This is a genomic window from Proteinivorax tanatarense (genome assembly GCF_040267685.1).
GTDB classification, from domain to species: Bacteria; Bacillota; Proteinivoracia; order Proteinivoracales; family Proteinivoracaceae; genus Proteinivorax; species Proteinivorax tanatarense.
Window position 1 is genome coordinate 941232 of record NZ_CP158367.1, and the last position, 20992, is coordinate 962223.

Annotated in this window: 23 protein-coding genes; all 23 read left to right on the top strand. The window is 34.0% G+C overall.

Annotated elements, in window-relative coordinates; genetic code table 11:
- Position 1: 1 nt before the first annotated feature.
- The 23 genes from PRVXT_RS04670 to PRVXT_RS04780 all read left to right on the top strand — a co-directional run bounded on the left by PRVXT_RS04670 (position 2) and on the right by PRVXT_RS04780 (position 20991).
- A complete protein-coding gene (locus tag PRVXT_RS04670; RefSeq protein WP_350344512.1) occupies positions 2 to 1435 on the top strand; it encodes a peptidoglycan D,D-transpeptidase FtsI family protein in 1434 nt (477 codons plus the stop codon).
- Positions 1436 to 1502: 67 nt separating this feature from the next.
- Positions 1503 to 2198 (top strand): RNA polymerase sporulation sigma factor SigK, encoded by a 696-nt coding sequence (gene sigK, locus PRVXT_RS04675; protein ID WP_350344513.1) that lies wholly within the window; start codon positions 1503 to 1505, stop codon positions 2196 to 2198.
- A 53-nt stretch (positions 2199 to 2251) separates the two neighbouring features.
- Complete coding sequence (locus PRVXT_RS04680; RefSeq protein WP_350345108.1) at positions 2252 to 2755, top strand: YqeG family HAD IIIA-type phosphatase; 504 nt, start codon at positions 2252 to 2254, stop codon at positions 2753 to 2755.
- A 67-nt stretch (positions 2756 to 2822) separates the two neighbouring features.
- A complete protein-coding gene (locus PRVXT_RS04685) occupies positions 2823 to 3041 on the top strand; it encodes a hypothetical protein (protein ID WP_350344514.1) in 219 nt (72 codons plus the stop codon).
- 60 nt (positions 3042 to 3101) lie between these two features.
- The gene (locus PRVXT_RS04690) at positions 3102 to 3872 is read left to right on the top strand and encodes a shikimate dehydrogenase family protein (RefSeq protein ID WP_350344515.1); all 771 of its coding nucleotides are present in this window, start codon (positions 3102 to 3104) and stop codon (positions 3870 to 3872) included.
- A 54-nt stretch (positions 3873 to 3926) separates the two neighbouring features.
- Positions 3927 to 4118: a hypothetical protein gene (locus PRVXT_RS04695; RefSeq protein ID WP_350344516.1), complete on the top strand. Its 192-nt coding sequence runs from the start codon at positions 3927 to 3929 to the stop codon at positions 4116 to 4118.
- 1090 nt (positions 4119 to 5208) lie between these two features.
- A complete protein-coding gene (locus PRVXT_RS04700; RefSeq protein ID WP_350344517.1) occupies positions 5209 to 6243 on the top strand; it encodes a GspE/PulE family protein in 1035 nt (344 codons plus the stop codon).
- Positions 6244 to 7221 (top strand): type II secretion system F family protein, encoded by a 978-nt coding sequence (locus tag PRVXT_RS04705; protein WP_350344518.1) that lies wholly within the window; start codon positions 6244 to 6246, stop codon positions 7219 to 7221.
- Positions 7222 to 7231: 10 nt separating this feature from the next.
- Positions 7232 to 7696: a GspH/FimT family pseudopilin gene (locus PRVXT_RS04710; protein ID WP_350344519.1), complete on the top strand. Its 465-nt coding sequence runs from the start codon at positions 7232 to 7234 to the stop codon at positions 7694 to 7696.
- Positions 7689 to 8039: a hypothetical protein gene (locus PRVXT_RS04715; protein ID WP_350344520.1), complete on the top strand. Its 351-nt coding sequence runs from the start codon at positions 7689 to 7691 to the stop codon at positions 8037 to 8039. The genes PRVXT_RS04710 and PRVXT_RS04715 overlap by 8 nt, the downstream gene beginning before the upstream one ends.
- A gap of 52 nt (positions 8040 to 8091) precedes the next feature.
- Positions 8092 to 8481, top strand: a complete 390-nt coding sequence (locus PRVXT_RS04720; RefSeq protein ID WP_350344521.1) for a hypothetical protein — start codon at positions 8092 to 8094, stop codon at positions 8479 to 8481.
- A gap of 74 nt (positions 8482 to 8555) precedes the next feature.
- Positions 8556 to 8810, top strand: coding sequence for a hypothetical protein (locus PRVXT_RS04725; RefSeq protein WP_350344522.1), 255 nt, complete (start codon positions 8556 to 8558; stop codon positions 8808 to 8810).
- 12 nt (positions 8811 to 8822) lie between these two features.
- Positions 8823 to 10235 carry a CBS domain-containing protein gene (locus PRVXT_RS04730; protein WP_350344523.1) on the top strand — a complete coding sequence of 471 codons (1413 nt, stop codon included), beginning with the start codon at positions 8823 to 8825 and terminating at the stop codon, positions 10233 to 10235.
- A gap of 5 nt (positions 10236 to 10240) precedes the next feature.
- The gene (locus tag PRVXT_RS04735; protein ID WP_350344524.1) at positions 10241 to 10504 is read left to right on the top strand and encodes a late competence development ComFB family protein; all 264 of its coding nucleotides are present in this window, start codon (positions 10241 to 10243) and stop codon (positions 10502 to 10504) included.
- Positions 10505 to 10526: 22 nt separating this feature from the next.
- Entirely contained in the window at positions 10527 to 10997 is a 471-nt protein-coding gene (locus PRVXT_RS04740; protein WP_350344525.1) for a shikimate kinase, read from the top strand.
- A gap of 469 nt (positions 10998 to 11466) precedes the next feature.
- On the top strand, positions 11467 to 14469 hold the full coding sequence (locus PRVXT_RS04745; RefSeq protein ID WP_350344526.1) for an efflux RND transporter permease subunit: 3003 nt from the start codon (positions 11467 to 11469) through the stop codon (positions 14467 to 14469).
- A gap of 111 nt (positions 14470 to 14580) precedes the next feature.
- Positions 14581 to 14709 carry an LDCC motif putative metal-binding protein gene (locus PRVXT_RS04750; protein ID WP_350344527.1) on the top strand — a complete coding sequence of 43 codons (129 nt, stop codon included), beginning with the start codon at positions 14581 to 14583 and terminating at the stop codon, positions 14707 to 14709.
- A 1-nt stretch (position 14710) separates the two neighbouring features.
- On the top strand, positions 14711 to 14923 hold the full coding sequence (locus tag PRVXT_RS04755; RefSeq protein ID WP_350344528.1) for a DUF2933 domain-containing protein: 213 nt from the start codon (positions 14711 to 14713) through the stop codon (positions 14921 to 14923).
- Between the two features lie 183 nt (positions 14924 to 15106).
- Positions 15107 to 15358, top strand: a complete 252-nt coding sequence (locus tag PRVXT_RS04760) for a hypothetical protein (protein ID WP_350344529.1) — start codon at positions 15107 to 15109, stop codon at positions 15356 to 15358.
- A 37-nt stretch (positions 15359 to 15395) separates the two neighbouring features.
- Positions 15396 to 16718, top strand: a complete 1323-nt coding sequence (locus PRVXT_RS04765) for a two-component system sensor histidine kinase NtrB (protein WP_350345109.1) — start codon at positions 15396 to 15398, stop codon at positions 16716 to 16718.
- Positions 16711 to 18063, top strand: a complete 1353-nt coding sequence (locus tag PRVXT_RS04770) for a sigma-54-dependent transcriptional regulator (protein ID WP_350344530.1) — start codon at positions 16711 to 16713, stop codon at positions 18061 to 18063. Before PRVXT_RS04765 ends, PRVXT_RS04770 begins: the two co-directional genes overlap by 8 nt.
- Before the next feature lie 307 nt (positions 18064 to 18370).
- The gene (locus tag PRVXT_RS04775) at positions 18371 to 19990 is read left to right on the top strand and encodes a GspE/PulE family protein (protein WP_350344531.1); all 1620 of its coding nucleotides are present in this window, start codon (positions 18371 to 18373) and stop codon (positions 19988 to 19990) included.
- Positions 19987 to 20991 carry a type IV pilus twitching motility protein PilT gene (locus PRVXT_RS04780; protein ID WP_350344532.1) on the top strand — a complete coding sequence of 335 codons (1005 nt, stop codon included), beginning with the start codon at positions 19987 to 19989 and terminating at the stop codon, positions 20989 to 20991. Before PRVXT_RS04775 ends, PRVXT_RS04780 begins: the two co-directional genes overlap by 4 nt.
- Position 20992 lies beyond the last annotated feature (1 nt).

Genomic DNA, 20992 nt, shown 5'->3' on the forward strand with positions numbered 1-20992 from the left:
TATGTATAAAAGAATTCATATATTACTTATAATCTTTTTGGCTATTTTTTTAGCTTTAATTTTAAGGGTGGGCTATATATCAATTTTTAAACATGTTGAGTACAGCCAATTAAGTGTAAATCAAAGGGTAAAAGCTTTAGTTTATGATTGTAATAGAGGAGATATTTTAGATCGCAATCTGGAACCTCTTTTAACTAAAGAAAGCAGCCTGGGTTGGTATAGATATTGTGATGAAAAAAATGACATAGTGTTTCAGCAAAGCGAGTGTGAAGGTTCAATTCCGGTAAAGTTTAATGAAAGAAAATCTGATATAGCCCACCATGTAATTGGTTTAACAAACCATCACAAACTTTATAATATTTACGGATATCAAGGTGTTAGCGGTCTAGAGTATCAGTATAATGATAAGCTAAGAGCAGCTCCTTCTAGGATTATTGCTATCACTGATGTTTATGGTAAATTAACTTCTTCTGAACATTTTTATGATATCAATAATTCAACAAATGACACCAGTGTGGTTGTTACGTTGGATAAAAACCTACAAAAAGTAGTAGAAGATACACTAACACATACGCTAGAACAAGGAGCAATTATAATAATGGATCCTAACACTGGCGAAATATTATCGATGGCTAGTCGACCAATTTATAACTTTAATCAAGTTGATGACGGAAGTCACATTAACAAAGCTATAACCACACATAAGCAGACCAGTCCTGCTTCTTTATTTAAGCTTGTCATTACAATTGTGGCCCTAGAAGAAGGATATCAAAAAGAAGATAAGTTTCAGTGCAGTGGAGATAACTGTTTAGTTAATCATGGAAGCTTAACATTGGAAGAGGCATTGGCACATTCCTGTAATGAGGTGTTCCATAAAATAGTTTATGATGTGGGAGCAGATACCATACTCCAACGGGCTTCTGACCTTGGTTTAGGTAACCCAACAAATGTTGGGCTTTTACAGGAGAGTTCCGGAAGATTACCTGATATAGAGACTGTTTCAGGATGCCAAGGAAGTAAGCTTCTTGCCTTAGGACAAGGCCAGTTGGAGACTACGCCTATACAGATAGCAAAGTTAACTTCTGTAATTGCAAATGGAGGATATCAAGTGCAACCGAATATAATTCATTATGTGGGACCAAGGCCTACCAGTCCGATGTCTATAGATCCTTTTAATCAGCGGTTAATAAGTAATGGAGTTGCTAAAGATATCCAAAAAATGATGAATTCTACAATTCTGTACGGAACAGCTCGACAATTATCTTATGGTGGAGGGGTTAAAACTGGGACAAGTGACAACGGTAATCGTTGGATTTCTGGTTTTTTCCCTTATAATAGACCTAAATATGTAATAACAATTATTGTGGAAGAAGGGGATAACCCTGTAGGTATTTTAGAAGAAATATTAAGTAAGATTGATTATGACAAAAGGTGAAAATTGTCGTAATTCCCCCTGGTTACACATATAATGTTTAACACAATTAAAAAAAGGGGGACTTGAATTGTCTATTTTACTAGCTCTTGCTTACGCAATGAAAGAGCTGTCACTTTTAGTTTCATATGTAAAAAACAATACATTTCCACAACCTCTATCTCCTGAAGAAGAAGAAAAATATTTAAAGAAGATGGAAAAGGGCGATAAACAAGCTCGCCAAAAATTAATTGAACACAACCTACGTTTAGTTGCTCATATTGTTAAAAAATATGATAGCACAGCAATTGAACATGATGATCTAATTTCTTTGGGATCATGTGGGTTAATGAAGGCTATAGATAGCTTTGATAGAAACAAAGGTATTAAACTTGCCACTTACGCTGCCCGGTGCATTGAAAATGAGATACTTATGGAGTTAAGAGCTAACAAAAAAAGTAGGGACGATAAATCACTAGAAGAACCGTTAGGAATTGATGGCGAGGGAAATGAACTAACTTTAATGGATATACTAGGTATAGAGAGTGATTTATTTGAAAAGGTAGATACAAAGCTTAATGTAGTTAGACTCAATGAGGTCCTTTATAAACTTACCCAAAAAGAAAGATTTGTTATAGTGAAAAGATTTGGTTTAGGTTCACATGATATTTTAACTCAAAGAGAGATAGCGAAGGAATTGGGAATTTCTAGGTCTTATGTTTCCAGAATTGAAAAAAAAGCGACCACCAAGCTTTTAAAAGAACTAAAAGTTCAAAATTTAATTTAAAATCTTTCAAAAAAATGCTATAATGTTTTTATCTAGGAGGTGGTACTATTTCTATCTTAAAAAAATTAACTCCCAATTTATATTTAGATTCAATATATGAATTAGATTTAGAGAAGTTGAAAAAAAATGATATTGACACAATAATAACCGACTTAGACAATACATTAGTTGGCTGGAATGAACCTTCACCAAACTCAAAGCTTATGAACTGGTTTGAGAACTTAACAAAGCAGGGCTTCAAAGTTGTCATTGTTTCAAATAATAGTGAAAATAGAGTAGCTTCTTTTGCCAAAGAAGTGGGTTTACCTTTTATTTCGAAGGCTAATAAACCAAGAAGAAGTCCATTTTCTAGAGCTATTGAATTGACTGGCAGTAAAAAGACTTCTACTGCGGTAATAGGTGATCAAATTTTCACTGATGTGTTAGGAGGAAATCGGTCAGGGCTATTTACAATATTAGTAATTCCTATAAACGAAAAAGAGTTTATTGGAACTAAAATTGTTAGGCAGGGAGAGAAGATGGTGCTTAGGTCGCTAAGCAAAAAAGGACTTATTTAGAATAAAGGTAAATAGAATGTATAAATTGGCACCTTTTTGAATAGATTATTTTTAGGAGGTGCCAAATATGGAAAGAATTGTAACTGTATTTAAGAAAATAAACTGGGATGAAGTTGATGTGCTTAATATGTTGAAAGACTTAGTAAACGAAGTAAAAGAAGGTAATCCAGAGCTTAAGGATATGTCTCTCGGTGATATAGGTATTAAAAGAATAGGTCAACATATACAAGTTAATTTGAAATTTGTAGACTCTTCGAAGTATGTTAAGGATAATTTAAAAGTTTAAAAGCTATACAGCTATCGTTTCTTTGTGATAGCTGTTGTTTTTTACAAGAGAGGTGATTTCATGGATAAATATTGTGTGATCGGAGATCCGATAGATCACAGTCTATCGCCTAAAATACATAATTGTTTGTTTAAACATTATGGCTTAAATGCTTGTTATACAAAATTTAGAGTATCCACAGATAATTTAAAAGAAAAGGTGGATTGCCTTATAAAGGAAGGGTACAAAGGTTTTAATGTAACTTACCCACTAAAAGCAGCTATAAAAGAACACATAGACCAAATATCATATCATGGAAAAAATATTGCTAGTGTTAATACCGTAGCATTGTCCAATGGAAAATTACTGGGTGATAACACTGACTTTAGAGGGATGCAGCTTGTGTTAGATCCCTTTAGAAGTGAAGAAATTTATATTTTGGGAAGTGGGAATATGGCGCATACAACAATTTATGCCCTTAAGGAATTTACCAACAGAAATATTACTGTTGTTTGCCGTAATAAAAAGGCAGGTGAAAATCTAAAGAAGCAATATCCTTGGATTAACTTAATGTCTATAGAGTTTTTTAAAAAGGAAAATATTAGCGGAGGCGTTACTGTAAATACACTGCCATTAAACTTAGATATTAGCCACTTATTTGAAAACAAAATAGCTCAAGTACTTTTAGATTGTAACTACAATCAAACTGTATCTTTGTCTAATGATTTGCAGTACATTTCTGGTTTGGAGCTACTTTATGCCCAAGCAATAAAATCATTTGAAATTTGGACTGGTTATCAGCCAACATTAGAGACATTAAAAGAACTATTGAAAAAGTATCAGCAAAGCTGATACTTTTTTTATCTGTGCCTAGCATGTGCGTTAAATTGACGGTGAAAGTCCGCTGTGGACTTGGTAGTGGGAATCACTAGCCGAAGGCAAGGGTGTTTAGCGTTAGGTGGATATTTTCCAATGGAAGGAAAAGTCAAAATAATAACTGGCCACGAAAACGTCGATACTTGCTCATTCTGCTGGGACAAAGAGCAGGACTTGAAAGTAGATATGATGCTTGGTCTGGAGGTATTCACGACCTTGTAGGTAATAAAAACTAATTGAAATTTGTAGATGCCCGACAAATAACATTGGATATATAGTTAAATATTTAATTACTGACCAAGCATGTAGCTTATTTGGAAAAAGAATTTTGTCCCAGCATGTAGCTAATTTATACGTTTTCGTGGCCAATCATAGTTTTTATTCTATTTTGATTTATGCAGTGGTTGATAGTATGTGATTAGATGTATATGCCATTGGGAAGGAAAAGTCAAAATAATAACTGGCCACGAAAACGTCGATATTTGCTCATTCTGCTGGGACAAAGAGCAGGGTTTGAAAGTAGAATTGATGCTGGGTCTGTAAGGTGTTCACGACCTTGTAGGTATTAAAAGACTTATTAAATTTGTAGATGCTAAACAATAGCATTGGATATATAGTTAAATATTTAATTACTGACCAAGCATGTAGCTTATTTGGAAAAAGAATTTTGTCCCAGCATGTAGCTAATTTATACGTTTTCGTGGCTAATCAAAGGTTTTAGATCTATTTTGATTTATGTAGCAGTTGACGTATGAAATTATTAGATGTATATGCCATTGGGAAGGAAAAGTCAAAATAATAACTGGCCACGAAAACGTCGATATTTGCTCATTCTGCTGGGACAAAGAGCAGGGTTTGAAAGTAGAATTGATGCTGGGTCTGTAAGGTATTCACAACCTTGAAGGTAATAAAAGACTTACTAAATTTGTAGATGCTAAACAATAGCATTGGATATATAGTTAAATATTTAATTACTGACCAAGCATGTAGCTTATTTGGAAAAAGAATTTTGTCCCAGCATGTAGCTAATTTATACGTTTTCGTGGCTAATCAATGGTTTTAGATCTATTTTGATTTATGTAGCAGTTGACGTATGAAATTATTAGATGTATATGCTATTGAGGAAAGAAAGTGAAAATCTTAATTGGCCACGAAAACGTCGATATTTGCTCATTCTGCTATGGACTTGGATGTTGATGTGGGAGGAGGAAATTAAATAAATTTTGTTTTCTAACCATTTTTTTGATTAATTTAGAGGGATTTAATCAAAAAATATAGAATATTGTCACAAATGAGGGTTGGGGGGATTAGTTTGGATGCTAAAAAGTATTTGGACGAAATATTATTTAGAGGGTTTGAAGCGAAAAGCAGTGATATTCACTTTCATCCATCAGACGAGGGTATAAAGGTCTTTTATCGCATTGATGGGATGCTAAAAAAATATTACAACTTAGCAAAAGAGGATGCGACAAAGATATATTCTAGGATCAAAGTTTTGAGCAACCTAGATATAACTAAAAGCCGACAACCTCAACAAGGAAGTTTTAAAGTTAATAGTACACCGCCTATGGATATAAGGGTGTCAACTATAAATACTGTTTGGGGAGAAAAACTGGTACTTAGATTATTTCCCTACTTGCCAGAGTTTAGCACATTTACCTCGTTGGGTATGGAACCTTTTCAAGTTCAACAGCTAAAAAAATTATTAAACTTAAAGGGAGGACTTATTTTAGTTTGTGGCCCTACAGGGAGCGGTAAAACAACCACTTTGTACACAATGGCTAATTATTTGTATGATGAAAGCGTTAATATAGTTACAATCGAAGACCCTGTGGAGTATAAAATTCCTAATTTTACCCAAATAGAGGTGATAGAAGAGTTGGGCCTAGACTATTCATATCTTTTAACCTCTGTTTTAAGACAAGACCCCAATGTGATTATTATTGGTGAGGTTAGAAGCGAAAAAACTGCTCATATAGCTTTAAGAGCAGCTCTCACAGGTCATACGGTGTTAGCCAGTGTTCATACAGAAAATAGCATTTCATCTATTGATAGATTTATAAACTTAGGAGTCAATCCAGCAATTTTCTCAGAAGCTTTTAAGGGAGCAGTAGCTCAGCGGCTTGTTAGGAAAATAGAGTGCTCTAATAAATATAGTGGAAGAACTGGTATATTTGAAATTCTTTCCAAAGACGATAACTTAAAAAGCTATATTTTACATAGAGGTGCTAAATTTAAAAATATAGTTATTAACAAAATGTTTACATTAAATGATTCAGCAGAGCAAAAGAAGGCCCGTAAAATTACTGATAAAAAAGAACTCAACAGAGTGCTAGGGGAACATTAAATGAAAGAAAAACAAACTATCCAATTTTTAGATAATCTGTTCTATCTGCTTAAGGGCAAGATTTCACTATCACAAGCTTTTGAAATGATGGAAAAAATAGGTGATGAAACGCAAAAGAAAACCGCAATTCACATATCCTCTAACTTAAAGAAAGGGCATAATTTATATTACAGCATGGATGCCACACAAAAGTTTCCTAAATATGTACTAGAATTAATTAAGGTAGGGGAAGAAGGTGAGATGCTTGTAAAAACTCTAGAAGAAATATCTTTGTTTTTAAAGCAGAAAAAAGAACTAAAAGAAAATGTTATTACATCCTTGATTTATCCTTGTATACTTTTGACAATAGTTTTGTTTACAATTATTCTTACATTTGTTTGGTTAATTCCATCAATGGAAGCAGTATACTTAACCCTTGGTATAAACAAAAACATCTTATTAAAAATTATTTTAGCCCTACCTTTTCCCCAGATAATGTTAGCCACCGCCTTAGGATTAACTATAGCAGTTTTGTTAAAAACAAAAAAGAAAGGAATTCGGGGTATTCCGCTTTTGGGTAGAATTCTTTGGGATATAGAAAAAATGACATATTATGAAATTTTATATAACACTTTAAAGCAGGGAATATCTTTATATAAAAGCTTAGATTTAATTCAGCACTATCCATCTAAAGAAATAAAAAAAATAGCACACAAACAACAACAGGAATTACAGGAAGGGAACAGTTTCACTAATGCCTTAAAGTTGCTTGAAAAAAACATAATACCGTTAGGTTTTATTGAAGTAGGTGAAAAATCCTCTAATTTGACCGATGCTGTTAGTAGAGCGAAAGATTTTTATAAAAAAGAATTGCAAATAAAAACTGAAGGATTTGCCAAGGCATTTGAACCTTTAATAATGGTCATTGTTGCAGCAATAGTCTTTTTAATTGTTGTAGTCCTTTTATATCCTATATATAATCTTTTGCAAAATATATAGTATAAAGGCGGTGGTTAAGTTTAAAAACAATAACTCTTTGGGTTTTACTTTGTTGGAACTTTTGGTTGTAGTTTCAATTTTGGGGATGACAATGTTAATAGCGACATCCTTTGTTTTAAATGTTACTGATAACACTTCTTTAAATTTAGAAATTTACGCACAAAAAGCATTAGCGGACCTCCAATACGCTCAACAACAGGCTATGAGCTCCGGAACAGCTGTGTTTATTACTTTTCCTTCAGGATGCTCTGAAAGTTATATAATACATAAGAGGAATAATGTCATACGTACTTTTGAACTCCCCCATAACTTGAAAATGACTAATAATTTTTTTTCAACTATGGTTATCCACAGGACAGGCCTTTCTCAGCAAGGGGGACGAATCGTTATTAGAGATGAATATAATAATCAGGCTATAATTCTTTTCGACGTAATAGGGGGTAGGTTAAGATTGGAGATGAACTATAATGATTAAAAAAGAAGGAACTATACTTTTAAATGTTTTAGTTTCTGCTTTTCTTATAACCTTTGTTGCTACTACATTTGTAGCGGGTATAATTATTATATGGGAGTCGGAAATTTATAGTGAAAACTATGTTCATGCAACCTTGATGGCTAATAGTATATTAGAATATTATTCCAAAGAGCAAAGTAAAAAGCTACCTTATTACCTAAATTTTGCAGGAGATGATGACTTTGATGTAGAAATAGAAATTACGTCATCATCACAATTCTATGTTGTAAATGTTACGGTACTTTGGGAACAAAAACTTGGTAAGCATACTGTTGAAATGCAAGGATATTACTATGAAGAATAAAGGATTTACTCTACTGGAGCTCTTAGTGGCTATTCCTATGCTAGTTTTTATAATGATAATTTTGACACAATTAATTTTTTTTGCAGTAAACCTATCATACAATACCAAAGAATTAACAGAATATCAGTACAACATCAGGACGATACATCAAAGGTTAACACGAGATCTCAACAGAGCCATTCACAAAGATGATGTATTTATAAATAGATTAGGACAGCTAGAAATTCAGTATCAAGACGGAGATAGTATAAAATACTATCATAATGTAAATACCCGAAGTATTATAAGAAATTCTTCTCATGGAATATATCCAATAAGTGAAAATATCACAAATTTTAACTATACAATAACTCCCTGTAAATCTTACCTGGAGGTAGAGGTTGTATGGAACAGAAAGAAGGAGTTTGCATTTATTTTAAAAATTCCTCAAAGGGAAATATAACGCTGTTAGCATTAGTTGTAATATTTAGTTGTTTAACTGTTTTAACTATCCTATTTTCAACTACAGAAAAAATCATGGATAGTAATAAGCTTTATAAAGAAAAAATGCAAGCACGATATATAGCTGTTGGAGTAGCTGATAAAGTTTTAGCAGACGTTGAAAATTTATCAAAAGAAAGTTCTTCAGAAGGAACTTTGGGTTTGGGAACTTATAATTGGAGTTATGTTAATAATCAACTTAAAATAACTGCCCAGTACAAAAATTCTATATATAATTTACAAATTGAAGTGGACAGCTCTGGAACAATATTTAGATGGATTGAATACTAGGGGGGATAACCGATGTCAGTAGCAAACATTATGAGCAAAGAGTTTTCGACTGCTTACAAAGATGAATCAATAAGAAGTGTAGTTAGAAAAATGAAAAAAAACGGACATTCAATTGCTTTTGTTTTAAAGAAAGATCATAAGCTGTATGGAATGGTAACAAACAGTACAATAAAAGAAGTAATAGAGAAGAACATATCTCATGAAGAGCCAATCAGTAAAATAACAATTGATAAAGATAATATAGATGCTTTAGGCACTAACAACACTATAAAAGAAGCAATAAGAACTTTTAAGGAAAAAGATATTCGCTTTATCCCCGTTTTGGACAGAGAAAAGATCATAGGTGTTATAAGCCAGAGAAAAGCTATGAGGCATTTAATCAAAGAACAACTTCAGGTGGAACTTGAAACTAAAAAAGAAGAGAAAGCCCGTTTGATTGTAGAATCTCTTAACGAAGGTTTAATAGTAGTTGATAAAAATCTTATTGTTATTGAGTTTAACCCTGCAGCAGAAAAAATGTTAGGTTTTAAAGCCGAAGATAGGATTGGCAAGAAGTCGGAAAATAGGTCTCAGGAACCTTCGATTGTTGACATGGTATTAAAAGATGGGCGCCCACGTTATAACCAAGAAGTTAAGATGAAAGATGGTAAAACTCTTTTGGTTAACTATGTTCCGCTGAAGCAGAATGGGCATATTGAAGGAGTTGTGCAAAGCTTTAGCGATATCACTGAATATAAAAAACTTCAAGATCAGGTCTCTAAAACCAAAGAGGAGCTAGACAAAGCCTTTGCCCTTACACTCCCCAACTCAAAAGTTGAATATAAGTTAAAGTCGACACCAGAATATATAGATGTTTACGATTCCAGCTCAAATACTATAAGAATAACTGATGTTATCAAATCCGGTGGTTATGTTCATGTGGTAAACTCTCTAAAGGTTGCAGCTGATTTTAATGAAATGGGGTTGATGAAGTTAATTGGCATAGACAAGGATACTTTAGTAGAGTCAATAATTTTTCATGATTTAGGTAAATCTCAGCCTGATTTACAAATTGGAGATGTGGTAACCCCCAGCGAAGCTTTTGAATTCGGTATGATGCACGCAGCACGAAGCGCTGATATGGCGGAAAAATATTATAATAAAAGCAAAGATGTTGTAACTATAATAAGATATCACCATCATCCAGAAGAGAAATTGCCCAATGATTTTCCCACTCACTTGCTGCCGTTACTTAGGCTTTTTAAAATCATCGATGGATTGTCAGCTGCTATAACAAGGCGCAATGCCAAAGTAATATATGAAGTGGACGGATCTAAATTGAGAGTTGTAGAAAAGAATGAACATCCTAAGTATAATAGAGAGCTGTCTATTGACCTTTATACTGGCAATGCAGTTGAAACTCCATTAAATCGAGGAGATGAATAACTAGCATGGAAATATTAAATTATAACGAGATTTTAGTTAAAGAAAAACTAAATGAAATGTGGAAAGAGCAAAAATTACTATGTAAATGTAAAAAGTGTAGGCTGGACGTTATGGCTTTGGCACTAAATCAACTTCCCCCCAAATATGTTGTTTCAGAAAAAGGAGAACTTTACCTAAAAGCTAATAGTTTCAACTTACAGGCCAGTACTGATGTAACAAAAGCTATAGTAGACGCTATGGGAAAAGTAGAAAGGAAACCTAATCATTAACAGCATAGCGTTGATAGGCTTTATGGGTGCTGGCAAAACCACTGTAGGAAAGGTTCTATCAAAAAGGACTTCATATGACATTTATTCACTAGATGAAATGATAACTATAAGAGAAAATGCAACTATACCTAGTATATTTAAGCATAAAGGGGAGGCATATTTTCGGCATAAAGAATATGAGGTTGTTAAGGAAGTTGTTTTCAAGCAAAACAAAAAAATTTTAGATTGTGGTGGAGGTATAGTTGAAAAAGAAGATAGTATGAAACTTCTCAAAAAGAGCAGTACGATAATTTGGTTAAATTGTTCGTTGGAAAACATTACAAGCAGGATTAATGGTGACAATAGGCCGTTATTTACACCAAATAAAAACGTGATAACCAATCTTTATAAAAGAAGGTGTACTCTTTACGAAAAATGGGCTGACATTCGGGTAAATGCAGATCAGGACCCACTAAAAGTAGCTTCAGAAATCCTGTTTCAACTACAAATATAGTAATAAAAACATCCAAAAATGGGTGTTTTTTTTGTGTGCTCAAAGTATGTGTTGGCTTAAAGATACAAGGATTAATTTATGGACAGTTTGGATTCGTAGGTGGGTATGCCTTGGGGAGAAAAGTTAAAATCTTAATTGATCGCAAAAATGTCGATACTTGCTTATTCTGCTGGGCCTAAAAACTAGATTGCTGTTGTGTCTAAAAGATCTTCACGACCTTGAAGGTGAAAAGACTAATTTGTAGATGCCAAATAAATAGTAGGGGACAAAATTAGTTAGTTATCGACCAAGCATGTAGCTAACTTATAGGTTTTCGCCGTAAAACGAAAAATTATAAATGAATTTATTCTGTATCATTAACAGAGCTATAACACAAACTAATGGAAGATTTTATCGCAGAATAACAGATAGTAAAAAAACTAACAAGCATACACTGCTGAAAGGGTTTTACTTTACTGGAGGGAAAAAAATGACCATTGGTGATATAGCTGTTAAAAGGCCTATTGCAATGTTTATGCTTATGGCTTTTGTTTTACTATTAGGTTTTGTAGCCTATACAAATTTACAAATGGATTTATTACCTAATTTTTCGCCTCCTGTTTTGGCAGTAATAACAACTATGCCTGATACAGCACCTAAAGAAATGGCTACATTAGTTACTGAATCGTTGGAAAGTGTTATAGGAACAACAGCGGGGTTAAAAAAGATGACTTCTTACTCCTCTCAACAAAACTCTCTTATAATTTTAGAGTTTGACTGGAAAACAAACCTAGACACTGTCAGAGATGAGATTAAAGAAAAGACAGAATTAGCTCCAATTCACCCAGATGCAAGTTCCCCGATAATATTAAAGTTTGATCCCACTAGCATGCCAATAATGGATGTTTCAATAATCGGTGATGATGATATTAATAAAACCCATAAATTTGTACAAAATGAAGTGATACCAAAATTAGAAACCATTGATGGAGTGGCATCTGTTGACGTGACAGGTTTGCCTGATTCACAGGTCCACATTTATCCTAAATTAGAAAAACTTGAAGAACATAATATTTCTTTAAAACAGTTAGGCATAGTAGTAGGGGGCAGTAATGTTAATTTGCCGGCCCATACTGTAGTTAAAGATGATAAACGTCTTCCAGTTAGGGTCTTAAGTGAGGTAAATAGCATAAATCAGCTGGAAGAGTTTGTTGTAGGTATGGACCCAAATGAAGTATTGCATCCCATTTTATTAAAAGATGTTGCTGATATAACTTTATATGCAGATAGATCCCAAGGGATTAGTAGAACTAATTTAAAACCAAGTGTAAACCTTTCCATTCAACAGGAAGGAGACGCTAACATAATATCAGTAAGAAATGGTATCTTAGAGCAGTTAGATGAAATCGATTTTGATTTCTTCGACTATATTATTACTCAAGATCAAGGGGAACTGGTAAAACTTTCGATTAACACTGTAGCTCAAAGTCTGTTAATAGGGGCGGTATTAGCACTTATTGTACTGTATATTTTTTTGCGCAGCCCAATAAGCACTCTAATAATAGCCATATCCATCCCTTTTTCCATAGTCGCTACTTTTGTGTTAATGCACTTTGGTGGGCTTTCTCTTAATTTAATGACATTTGGAGGACTAGCTTTAGGTGTTGGGATGCTAGTAGATAACTCGATAGTAGTAATTGAAAATATATTTCGCCATAGACAACAGGGAGAAAACCCTAAAGAAAGCGCAAAAAAAGGTGTAAATGAAGTGGCTAGCCCAATTGCTTCATCTACCTTTACAACAATGGCAGTTTTTTTACCTGTGGTTTTTGTAGGTGGGTTTACCGGTGAATTATTTAAAGAGTTGGCATGGACTGTAGCTTTTGCATTATTGGCTTCGCTTTTAGTCGCTTTAACTGTTATACCAATGCTGGCATCTAAACTATTATTGGTGCAAAAAAATAATAGCTCCTTTGGTGCCCCTAAGATTTATTCTAAAATCTTAAATAAAGTAATAAACAGACCTATCGTTTTAATTTTAATTACTTTATTTATATTTGTAATATCTGTGCTCCAGTTCAACAGTATAGGTAAAGAGTTTATGCCACCGATAGATGATGGGATGTTATCTGTAGCTATTACAACCCCTGTTGGGACAACTTTAGAAGCAACTGATGAGGTGGTAAAGCAAGGAGAAGAAATAGTTGGGCAAATGGAGAATATAGATGCATTTTCCACAAATGTTGGACAGTCAAGTGGGATGTTTTCAACTGGTGATAAGAACAATAGAGGTAGATTAAACATTAAGTTGGTTCAACGCAATGAAAGGACTCAACCCACAACTGAGATTATCGAAGAGATAGAGCAAAAATTAGCACACCTTGATGCTAATGTTAATGTAAGCAAACAAAATCAGATACAATCTATGACAGGTGGAGATAGCATAGCCTTATCCCTAAAAGGGGCTACCTTTGAAGAAGTAAAGAAATATCAACAAAAAATCATAGGGGCTTTGGAACAACAAGCATTTATTGGGGAAGTGAGATCCAATTTAGATGAAACTAAACCTGAGTTACAGATAGCTATAAAGCAACATGAAAGCACAATGATGGGATTGACGGCATTGAACATAGCTGAGCAAATCAACAATAAGTTACGTGGACAGCAGGTCAGCTTTTTAAGGCAGGATGGAATGCGTATCCCAATTATGCTGACTTTGCCCTCAGAACAAAAAAACTATTCTAGTCTTATAAAAGGTAATGTAACATCTTTTTCTGGAATGGAAATTCCGCTTACATCAGTTGCTGATGTTAATGAGGAAAAAGGCCCTAGACAAATTTACCGAGAGGATCAGAGGCTTACGGCAAGCATAGAAGGGCAAATAATTGATAAAGACTTGGGAACAGTACAAGATCATGTTGTACAAATTATTGAGGACTTGGATTTGCCTTCCACGCTAACTGTAGAGTTTGATAGGGCTGCCCAGCTTATGGAAGAAGGTTTTAGCGAATTAAAGATGGCTCTACTATTGGCTATAGCTTTAGTTTATATAATAATGGCAGCACAACTAGAATCAATTATAAACCCTTTTATTATAATTTTGACGTTACCGTTAGGGTTTATCGGTGTAGTGTGGAGTTTGAAATTAACTTCAACCAACTTTGGAATCACGGCATTTATTGGGATGATAGTTTTAGCAGGCATAGTTGTAAATAACGCTATAGTTTTAGTTGATTATATTAGCTTGTTAAAAAATAAAGGTTTAGATAAAGAAAAAGCAATTTTAGAAGGAGCCCAAACAAGATTTAGACCAATTATAATGACTGCATTAACTACAATGTTAGCGATGGTTCCTTTGGCATTAAAATTAGGAGAAGGGTCGGAACTACAAGCACCAATGGCCATAGCGGTAATGGGGGGATTGGTGACTTCCACAACTTTAACCTTGTTTTTAATACCAGCTCTGTATAAGTTAATTTCAAAATCACTATAAATTTTTAACAATTATATATTGTATAACTTTAACATTTGGAGTATTGATAAAAATCTAAACAATCTATTGGCATGATATTTGCAAGTAATATAGCTAATAAATAGGAAAGGAGTGTTTAGCATTTTTGCTTGGCTAAAAAAACTATTAAATTTTATTGCTAAAGAGAATGAAAAAGAGATGGGCAATAAAGGTTTAGACTGTTGTGAGTTAAATCAAGATAAGAAAAAAAGGAGGAAATAACATGTTTAAAAGCAAAAAATCTATGATATGCTGCTTAATTCCAATCCTACTATTAGTATTATTTTTAGCTCGGGGTGGAACTGAATCCAATGCTAGTTTTATGCCATACCTATTTCTTATAATTTGCCCTTTGATGCATATAGGAATGTTTTTCTTTATGTTTAAAGGAGATAATGGACAAAACAAAACACCGGACACAACTATTGATAAATAATAATAAAAGGTGTATGATATTCCACAGAAACTGTGGGATATCATACACCTACAAAGGAGAATTCTAAATGGATTATATAATTATTGCAATTTTTGTAGCATGGGTAATATTTATGTTTAAAAAAGGGGGATGTTGCGGCGGTAAACACTAATACAAAACGGTTATAGACAAAGGGGTGCTAACATGCCAGTGATACTTTGTATAGTAATGGGCGTTTTTATGTATTTATTATTTCTCATTATTGGTGGGATTGGCAGCGACGATATTAGTAAACAGACGATCTATTGTAAAAACTGTGGTGAACATATAGTCGGTGATAGTTGTTCAATTTGTGAGCAAGCTGAAGTAAGCGAATGTGAATGTTGTAGTAAATCAATAAAAAAGTCATGGCGGTACTGCCCATTCTGTGGTGAGGTGAAAGAAAATAAGAGATAACTTTTATAATAAACCTTTTTATATTATAGCCGTTTTGATGACAGCAATTACAATAATTCATTACTCTTTAATGTATCTAGATCTGGCGTACCACCAGTTGCTTAGGACTTTTTATTATATTCCCCTTTTATATGGTGCATACCATTATAGGCTGAAGGGGGGGCTCATTTTATCATTACTTATAGTAGTACTTTACGCTCCTCATTTGTTATTTTATTTTGGTGATTTTACTGTAGAAATTATTAACCAATCTTTAGAGTTGTTGTTGTTTATCATTATCGGTTTATTTGTAGGATTTTTATCGCAAAAAGAGTTTGACAGACGAAAGGCTTTGGAACATCAAATAATAAAGCTTGCTAATCTTGAAACATATATGCACGATTTAATAGATAGCTTAGATACGGGAATAGTAGCGTTCGACCATTCCAATCAAATATCTTTTAAAAATCAAGGAGTTCAAAGTTTCTTTAAAAAAGATCAAGAAGTATTTGATTTTATCAATGAATACAGACTGAATAACGATTTAAAATCTGCATTAACTGGTCAAATAACAAGTAAGAATCTAAACTATAATTTTTGTCACCTCTATATAAAACTTCAACCTATTAAAAGTTTTGACGGCAGAAACCAAGGGGCTATTTTAATAATTAGAGATAAAACTGCTATAAAAGTTTTGCAGGACCAAATACAAAGAAGTGAAAAACTTGCTTCACTGGGAAATTTATCAGCTGGGGTAGCTCATGAGATAAGAAATCCATTGGGAATAATAAAAACAATAAGTCAGGGGATAAGAGATGAGGTGACTTCTCCAGATGCAATCGAAGGTCTGGGAATAATAGAGCAAGAAACCGATAGAGCAAACGACGTAATCCAGTGGTTATTAGATTTTGCAAAACCACATAAATACCAATTTACAATGGTTAACTTAAAGACAATACTTATAGACTTAGAAAAAATTATTTCCACCTATATAAAAGGAAAGTGCATAACCTTGGATTTAGAAATTTACCCACAGAACCCTACTATTTACGGTGATGCAGAAAAGTTAAAACAGGCATTTCTTAATATTTTGCTAAACGGAATTCAAGCAATGGAGTGCGGGAAACTTACTGTCTATTTAAAGGAAGATAATAACGATTATAAGATTTTTTTGAAGGATGAAGGTGTTGGAATAACCCAGGAAAAACTTAAAAATATATTTACCCCTTTTTATACTACTAAAGATCAAGGAACAGGGTTGGGGCTTGCAATAACTCACCGAATAATAGAGGAACATAATGGTATGATTGACATTAAAAGCAAATGGGGTCAAGGTACTATAGTAACAGTTTCTTTGCCAAAGGAAGTGAAACATGATTAAAAAAGTTTTAATAGCAGATGATGAAAAAAATATGCGTTGGGCTATAAATAAAACATTAAAGAAAGTAGGTTATCAAGTAATAGAAGCATCGAATGGGGAGGAGTGTCTTAAGTTATATAATCAAGTATCGCCAGATCTAATTTTACTGGACTATAAAATGCCTATCGTTGATGGAATGTCTGTGTTAGAAAAAATAAAGAAAACCGATAGCCAAGTACCCGTAATAATGATTACCGCATTTGGAGATACAAAGTCAGCAATAAAAGCTATGAAATTAGGGGCCTTTGATTATATAACCAAACCTTTTGATCTTGAAAAGCTTAAAACCTTAATTAAAAATGCTCTAAATATTGACGATTTAAAAGAACAGGTAAATACCTTAAAAACAGAATTAAAGGAAAAGTCTAATAGTGAAATAATAGGAAAAAGTCCTCAGCTTCAAAAATTACTTACTACAATAAAAAAAGTAGCTCCTACCGTTGCTACAGTATTGATAACTGGGGAAAGTGGTACAGGCAAAGAAGTGTTGGCCAACGCTATACATTATAATAGTGCAAGACAAGATATGCCTTTTATAAAGGTAAACTGTGGAGCTATACCAGAAAACCTTATAGAGAGCGAGCTTTTTGGTCATGAAAAGGGAGCTTTCACTGGAGCAACAACTCGCAAAAAAGGTAAGTTTGAACTGGCTCATGGTGGTACAATTTTTTTAGATGAAATAGGAGAACTCCCTAAAAATTTACAGGTGAAATTATTGAGGGTTATACAACAGCAGGAGATAGAAAGAGTTGGAGGGGAAGAAACAATTGAAATAGATACCCGAATAATAGCAGCCACTAATAAGAATTTAGCGGAACAAATGAGCAAAGGACTTTTTAGAGAAGACCTTTATTACCGTTTAAATGTTGTGCCAATATATCTTCCACCTTTAAGAAAGCGCAAAGAAGATATACCACTACTGATAGGCCATTTCCTAGAGAAAATGTCCAATGAACTAGGAAGGGGCAAGTTGGAAATTGACGAACAAGCCCTTCAGTTGTTACTAAATTATCGGTGGAAAGGCAACATTCGAGAATTACAAAACCTGATAGAGCGGATAGTCATAATGAGTGATAGCAACTTAATAACGGTAAAAGATATTCCTCAAGATCTTACGCAAGATCAAGACCAACAACCAAGAAGGTGGCAGCTACCTTCAGAGGGTATTTCGTTAGAAAAATTGGAAAAGGATTTAATTCAACAGGCATTAAGTAAAGCAAGCAACAATAAAACACAAGCAGCAAAACTGCTAAACATATCCCGCCAGGCCTTGCTTTACAGAATAGAAAAGCATAAATTAACCTAAAAATCCAACGTAAAGGTTGGATTTTTTTAGGTTAACATACCATTAATATCTAGGAAATCCAATTACGCATCTTTTAAAAACCTCACACAAGCTGAAACAATTTCGTTTGTAGAAGTGGTATCAATACAGAGGAATTGTCTCTAAAAAATTAGTCAATTCTTCTATAATCAATTATTATAAAAAAACTAGACTAAAGACCAAAAAAAATGACTACATAGCAGGACTATAGTCCCGCTATGTAGTATTATACTTATTAACCCATTTTAACAATAACAGATTTTATTTTTTAGAAAGGGGGAGTGGTTTTATGAATTCAAAGCTAAGATTGGGGGACCTTTTAGTTGATACGGGAAAAATAACACAAGAGCAACTTACACAAGCATTAACCTATCAAAAGCAAAAAGATGTGCGGTTAGGATCAGCTTTAGTAGAACTAGAAATACTTACGGAAAATGAGCTTATAGAAGTACTGGAGTTTCAACTGGGGATACCTCATATAAGCTTGTATAAATACCCCGTAGATGAAAAAGTGATTAATATTATAAATTCTTCTATGGCTAAAAATTTTTCTGCAATACCGATACGGCTTCAGGACAACAGATTAACTTTAGCCATGGCAGATCCATTAGATGTAGTAGCTATAGACGAAATAAGCGATAGTACAGGGTATGAAGTGGACCCTGTTATAGCGACGCCAGACGAGATTAAACAGGCTATAGATAATCACTATGGCATTAAAGAAACCGTTGACAAAGCCATGGAAAACCTCAAGTCTCAACAACAGAATGTAAGTGATGATATGCTTGAGATAGACACTTTAAAGGACATGGTTGATGATGCTCCTATAGTACGTGCTGTAAACTCCATCTTAGAACAAGCTGTTACAGAAGGAGCAAGTGATATTCATATAGAGCCTAGGGAAGATAATTTACAGGTTAGGTTTCGAATAGATGGAGTACTTCATGATATTATGACTTCAGCTAAAAACACCCAAGCTGTAATAATTTCAAGGCTTAAAATAATGGCCAATATGGATATAGCAGAGCGTAGACTACCCCAAGATAATAGATTTCAAACAGAAATTAAGGGAAAACAGATTGACATTAGAGTGTCAACTTTGCCAACTATTTATGGTGAAAAAATTGCACTTAGAATATTAGATACCGACTCGCTAATTTTAGACATAAATAACTTAGGTATGAGTGCACCAAACTTAAATAAATTTAAAAAAGTACTCAACTATAGCACCGGTATTTTTTTAGTGACAGGACCAACCGGGTGTGGAAAGACCACAACTTTGTATTCTATTTTAAATCAGATTAATTCTAGCGACCAAAATATTATAACTATCGAAGACCCTGTGGAGTATAGACTAGACGGCATAAATCAGGTAAATGTAAACACCAAAATAGGGCTGGATTTCGCTAGAGGACTCCGTTCTGTGCTAAGGCAGGACCCTAATGTAATTATGGTAGGGGAAATAAGAGATAAAGAAACTGGAGAAATAGCTTTGCGAGCTGCTATGACTGGTCACCTTGTACTATCCACATTACATACAAATGATGCTGTATCAACTTTAAACAGGTTGGCAGATATGGGTCTACCTCCGTTTTTAATATCTTCAACTATAAACGGAGTTCTAGCGCAACGTCTAGTGCGAAAGCTTTGCCAACAGTGTGAAGGCATAGGGTGTAAACAATGTAATGAGACAGGGTATAAAGGTAGGGTGGCAATCCAAGAAATGTTGGTGATGGACGACTCCCTAAGAGAGGCACTACAAAATAATGCAAGTACTTCAAAACTTAAGGAAATAGCATTGCAAAATGGATTAATAACTCTATATAACGATGGAATGGATAAAGTATCTCAGGGTCTCACTTCAAAGGAAGAAGTGTTAAGAGTTGCTTATGGGGAGGGAGTAAATTGAAAGAGTTTCATAAGCTTCTTGAGACAGCAGTAGAGAAAGAAGCCTCTGATTTGCATATAAGAGAAGGATTGCCGGCGGTCTATCGTATAGATGGGACAATCAAAAAAAATGGTGATGTCATCAAAAAAGAGCAAATTATTAAATGGTGCCGAAGTTTAACTGGAGACATCAATAATCTTTACCAAAAGGACTTTTCTTACGAAATAGAAAAAGTAGCTCGTTTTCGCATAAATGTGTACAAACAAATGAATAGCTTTAGCATGGCTGTAAGAATTATTCCATCTCAAATCCCACCGCTAAGCACCTTAAATCTCCCTGATACAATGGAGAAGTTATGCAAGCTAAAGCAAGGATTGGTGTTGGTTACAGGAATTACAGGTTCTGGTAAATCTACCACCCTAGCATCTATGGTTAATGAAGTAAACAAAACAGCTAAAAACCATATCATTACCTTAGAAGACCCTATTGAATATATACATGAATGTAACCTCTCCCTTATAAATCAAAGAGAAAAAGGAGCACATTTTCAAAAATTTAGCGAAGGTTTATCAGCTGCAATGCGACAAGATCCCGATGTGATTTTGGTAGGTGAGATGCGAGATTTAGAGACAATCAGTACCGCCTTAACAGCAGCGGAAACAGGGCATTTAGTGTTAGCCACCCTTCATACACAACGGGCTCACCAAAGCATCGATAGGATTATAGACGTCTTTCCGCCACATCAGCAAGGACAGATAAGAATCCAGCTAGCCTCAACCTTAAAAGCGGTGCTAACCCAACAACTAGTTCCTAAAACATATGGAGGAAGAGCAGCGGTTGCAGAGCTTATGGAATGCAACACAGCTATTAAAACACTTATAAGAGAAGGTAAAACACATCAAATCCCCTCAATTATTCAAACAAATAGCACCATGATAACCTACGAAAAATCTCTAGAAAATTTATATAATCAAGGGGAAATAGACGAACAAACCTTCCACATGTTCTCCGTAGGAGGCTAAA

Coding starts and splice junctions, on each gene's coding strand:
- PRVXT_RS04670 (WP_350344512.1), top strand. CDS start 2: ATGTATAAAAGAATTCATATATTACTTATAATCTTTTTGGCTATTTTT.
- PRVXT_RS04685 (WP_350344514.1), top strand. CDS start 2,823: ATGGAAAGAATTGTAACTGTATTTAAGAAAATAAACTGGGATGAAGTT.
- PRVXT_RS04690 (WP_350344515.1), top strand. CDS start 3,102: ATGGATAAATATTGTGTGATCGGAGATCCGATAGATCACAGTCTATCG.
- PRVXT_RS04705 (WP_350344518.1), top strand. CDS start 6,244: ATGAAAGAAAAACAAACTATCCAATTTTTAGATAATCTGTTCTATCTG.
- PRVXT_RS04715 (WP_350344520.1), top strand. CDS start 7,689: ATGATTAAAAAAGAAGGAACTATACTTTTAAATGTTTTAGTTTCTGCT.
- PRVXT_RS04720 (WP_350344521.1), top strand. CDS start 8,092: ATGATAATTTTGACACAATTAATTTTTTTTGCAGTAAACCTATCATAC.
- PRVXT_RS04725 (WP_350344522.1), top strand. CDS start 8,556: ATGGATAGTAATAAGCTTTATAAAGAAAAAATGCAAGCACGATATATA.
- PRVXT_RS04730 (WP_350344523.1), top strand. CDS start 8,823: ATGTCAGTAGCAAACATTATGAGCAAAGAGTTTTCGACTGCTTACAAA.
- PRVXT_RS04735 (WP_350344524.1), top strand. CDS start 10,241: ATGGAAATATTAAATTATAACGAGATTTTAGTTAAAGAAAAACTAAAT.
- PRVXT_RS04740 (WP_350344525.1), top strand. CDS start 10,527: ATGGGTGCTGGCAAAACCACTGTAGGAAAGGTTCTATCAAAAAGGACT.
- PRVXT_RS04745 (WP_350344526.1), top strand. CDS start 11,467: ATGACCATTGGTGATATAGCTGTTAAAAGGCCTATTGCAATGTTTATG.
- PRVXT_RS04755 (WP_350344528.1), top strand. CDS start 14,711: ATGTTTAAAAGCAAAAAATCTATGATATGCTGCTTAATTCCAATCCTA.
- PRVXT_RS04760 (WP_350344529.1), top strand. CDS start 15,107: ATGCCAGTGATACTTTGTATAGTAATGGGCGTTTTTATGTATTTATTA.
- PRVXT_RS04765 (WP_350345109.1), top strand. CDS start 15,396: ATGACAGCAATTACAATAATTCATTACTCTTTAATGTATCTAGATCTG.
- PRVXT_RS04770 (WP_350344530.1), top strand. CDS start 16,711: ATGATTAAAAAAGTTTTAATAGCAGATGATGAAAAAAATATGCGTTGG.
- PRVXT_RS04775 (WP_350344531.1), top strand. CDS start 18,371: ATGAATTCAAAGCTAAGATTGGGGGACCTTTTAGTTGATACGGGAAAA.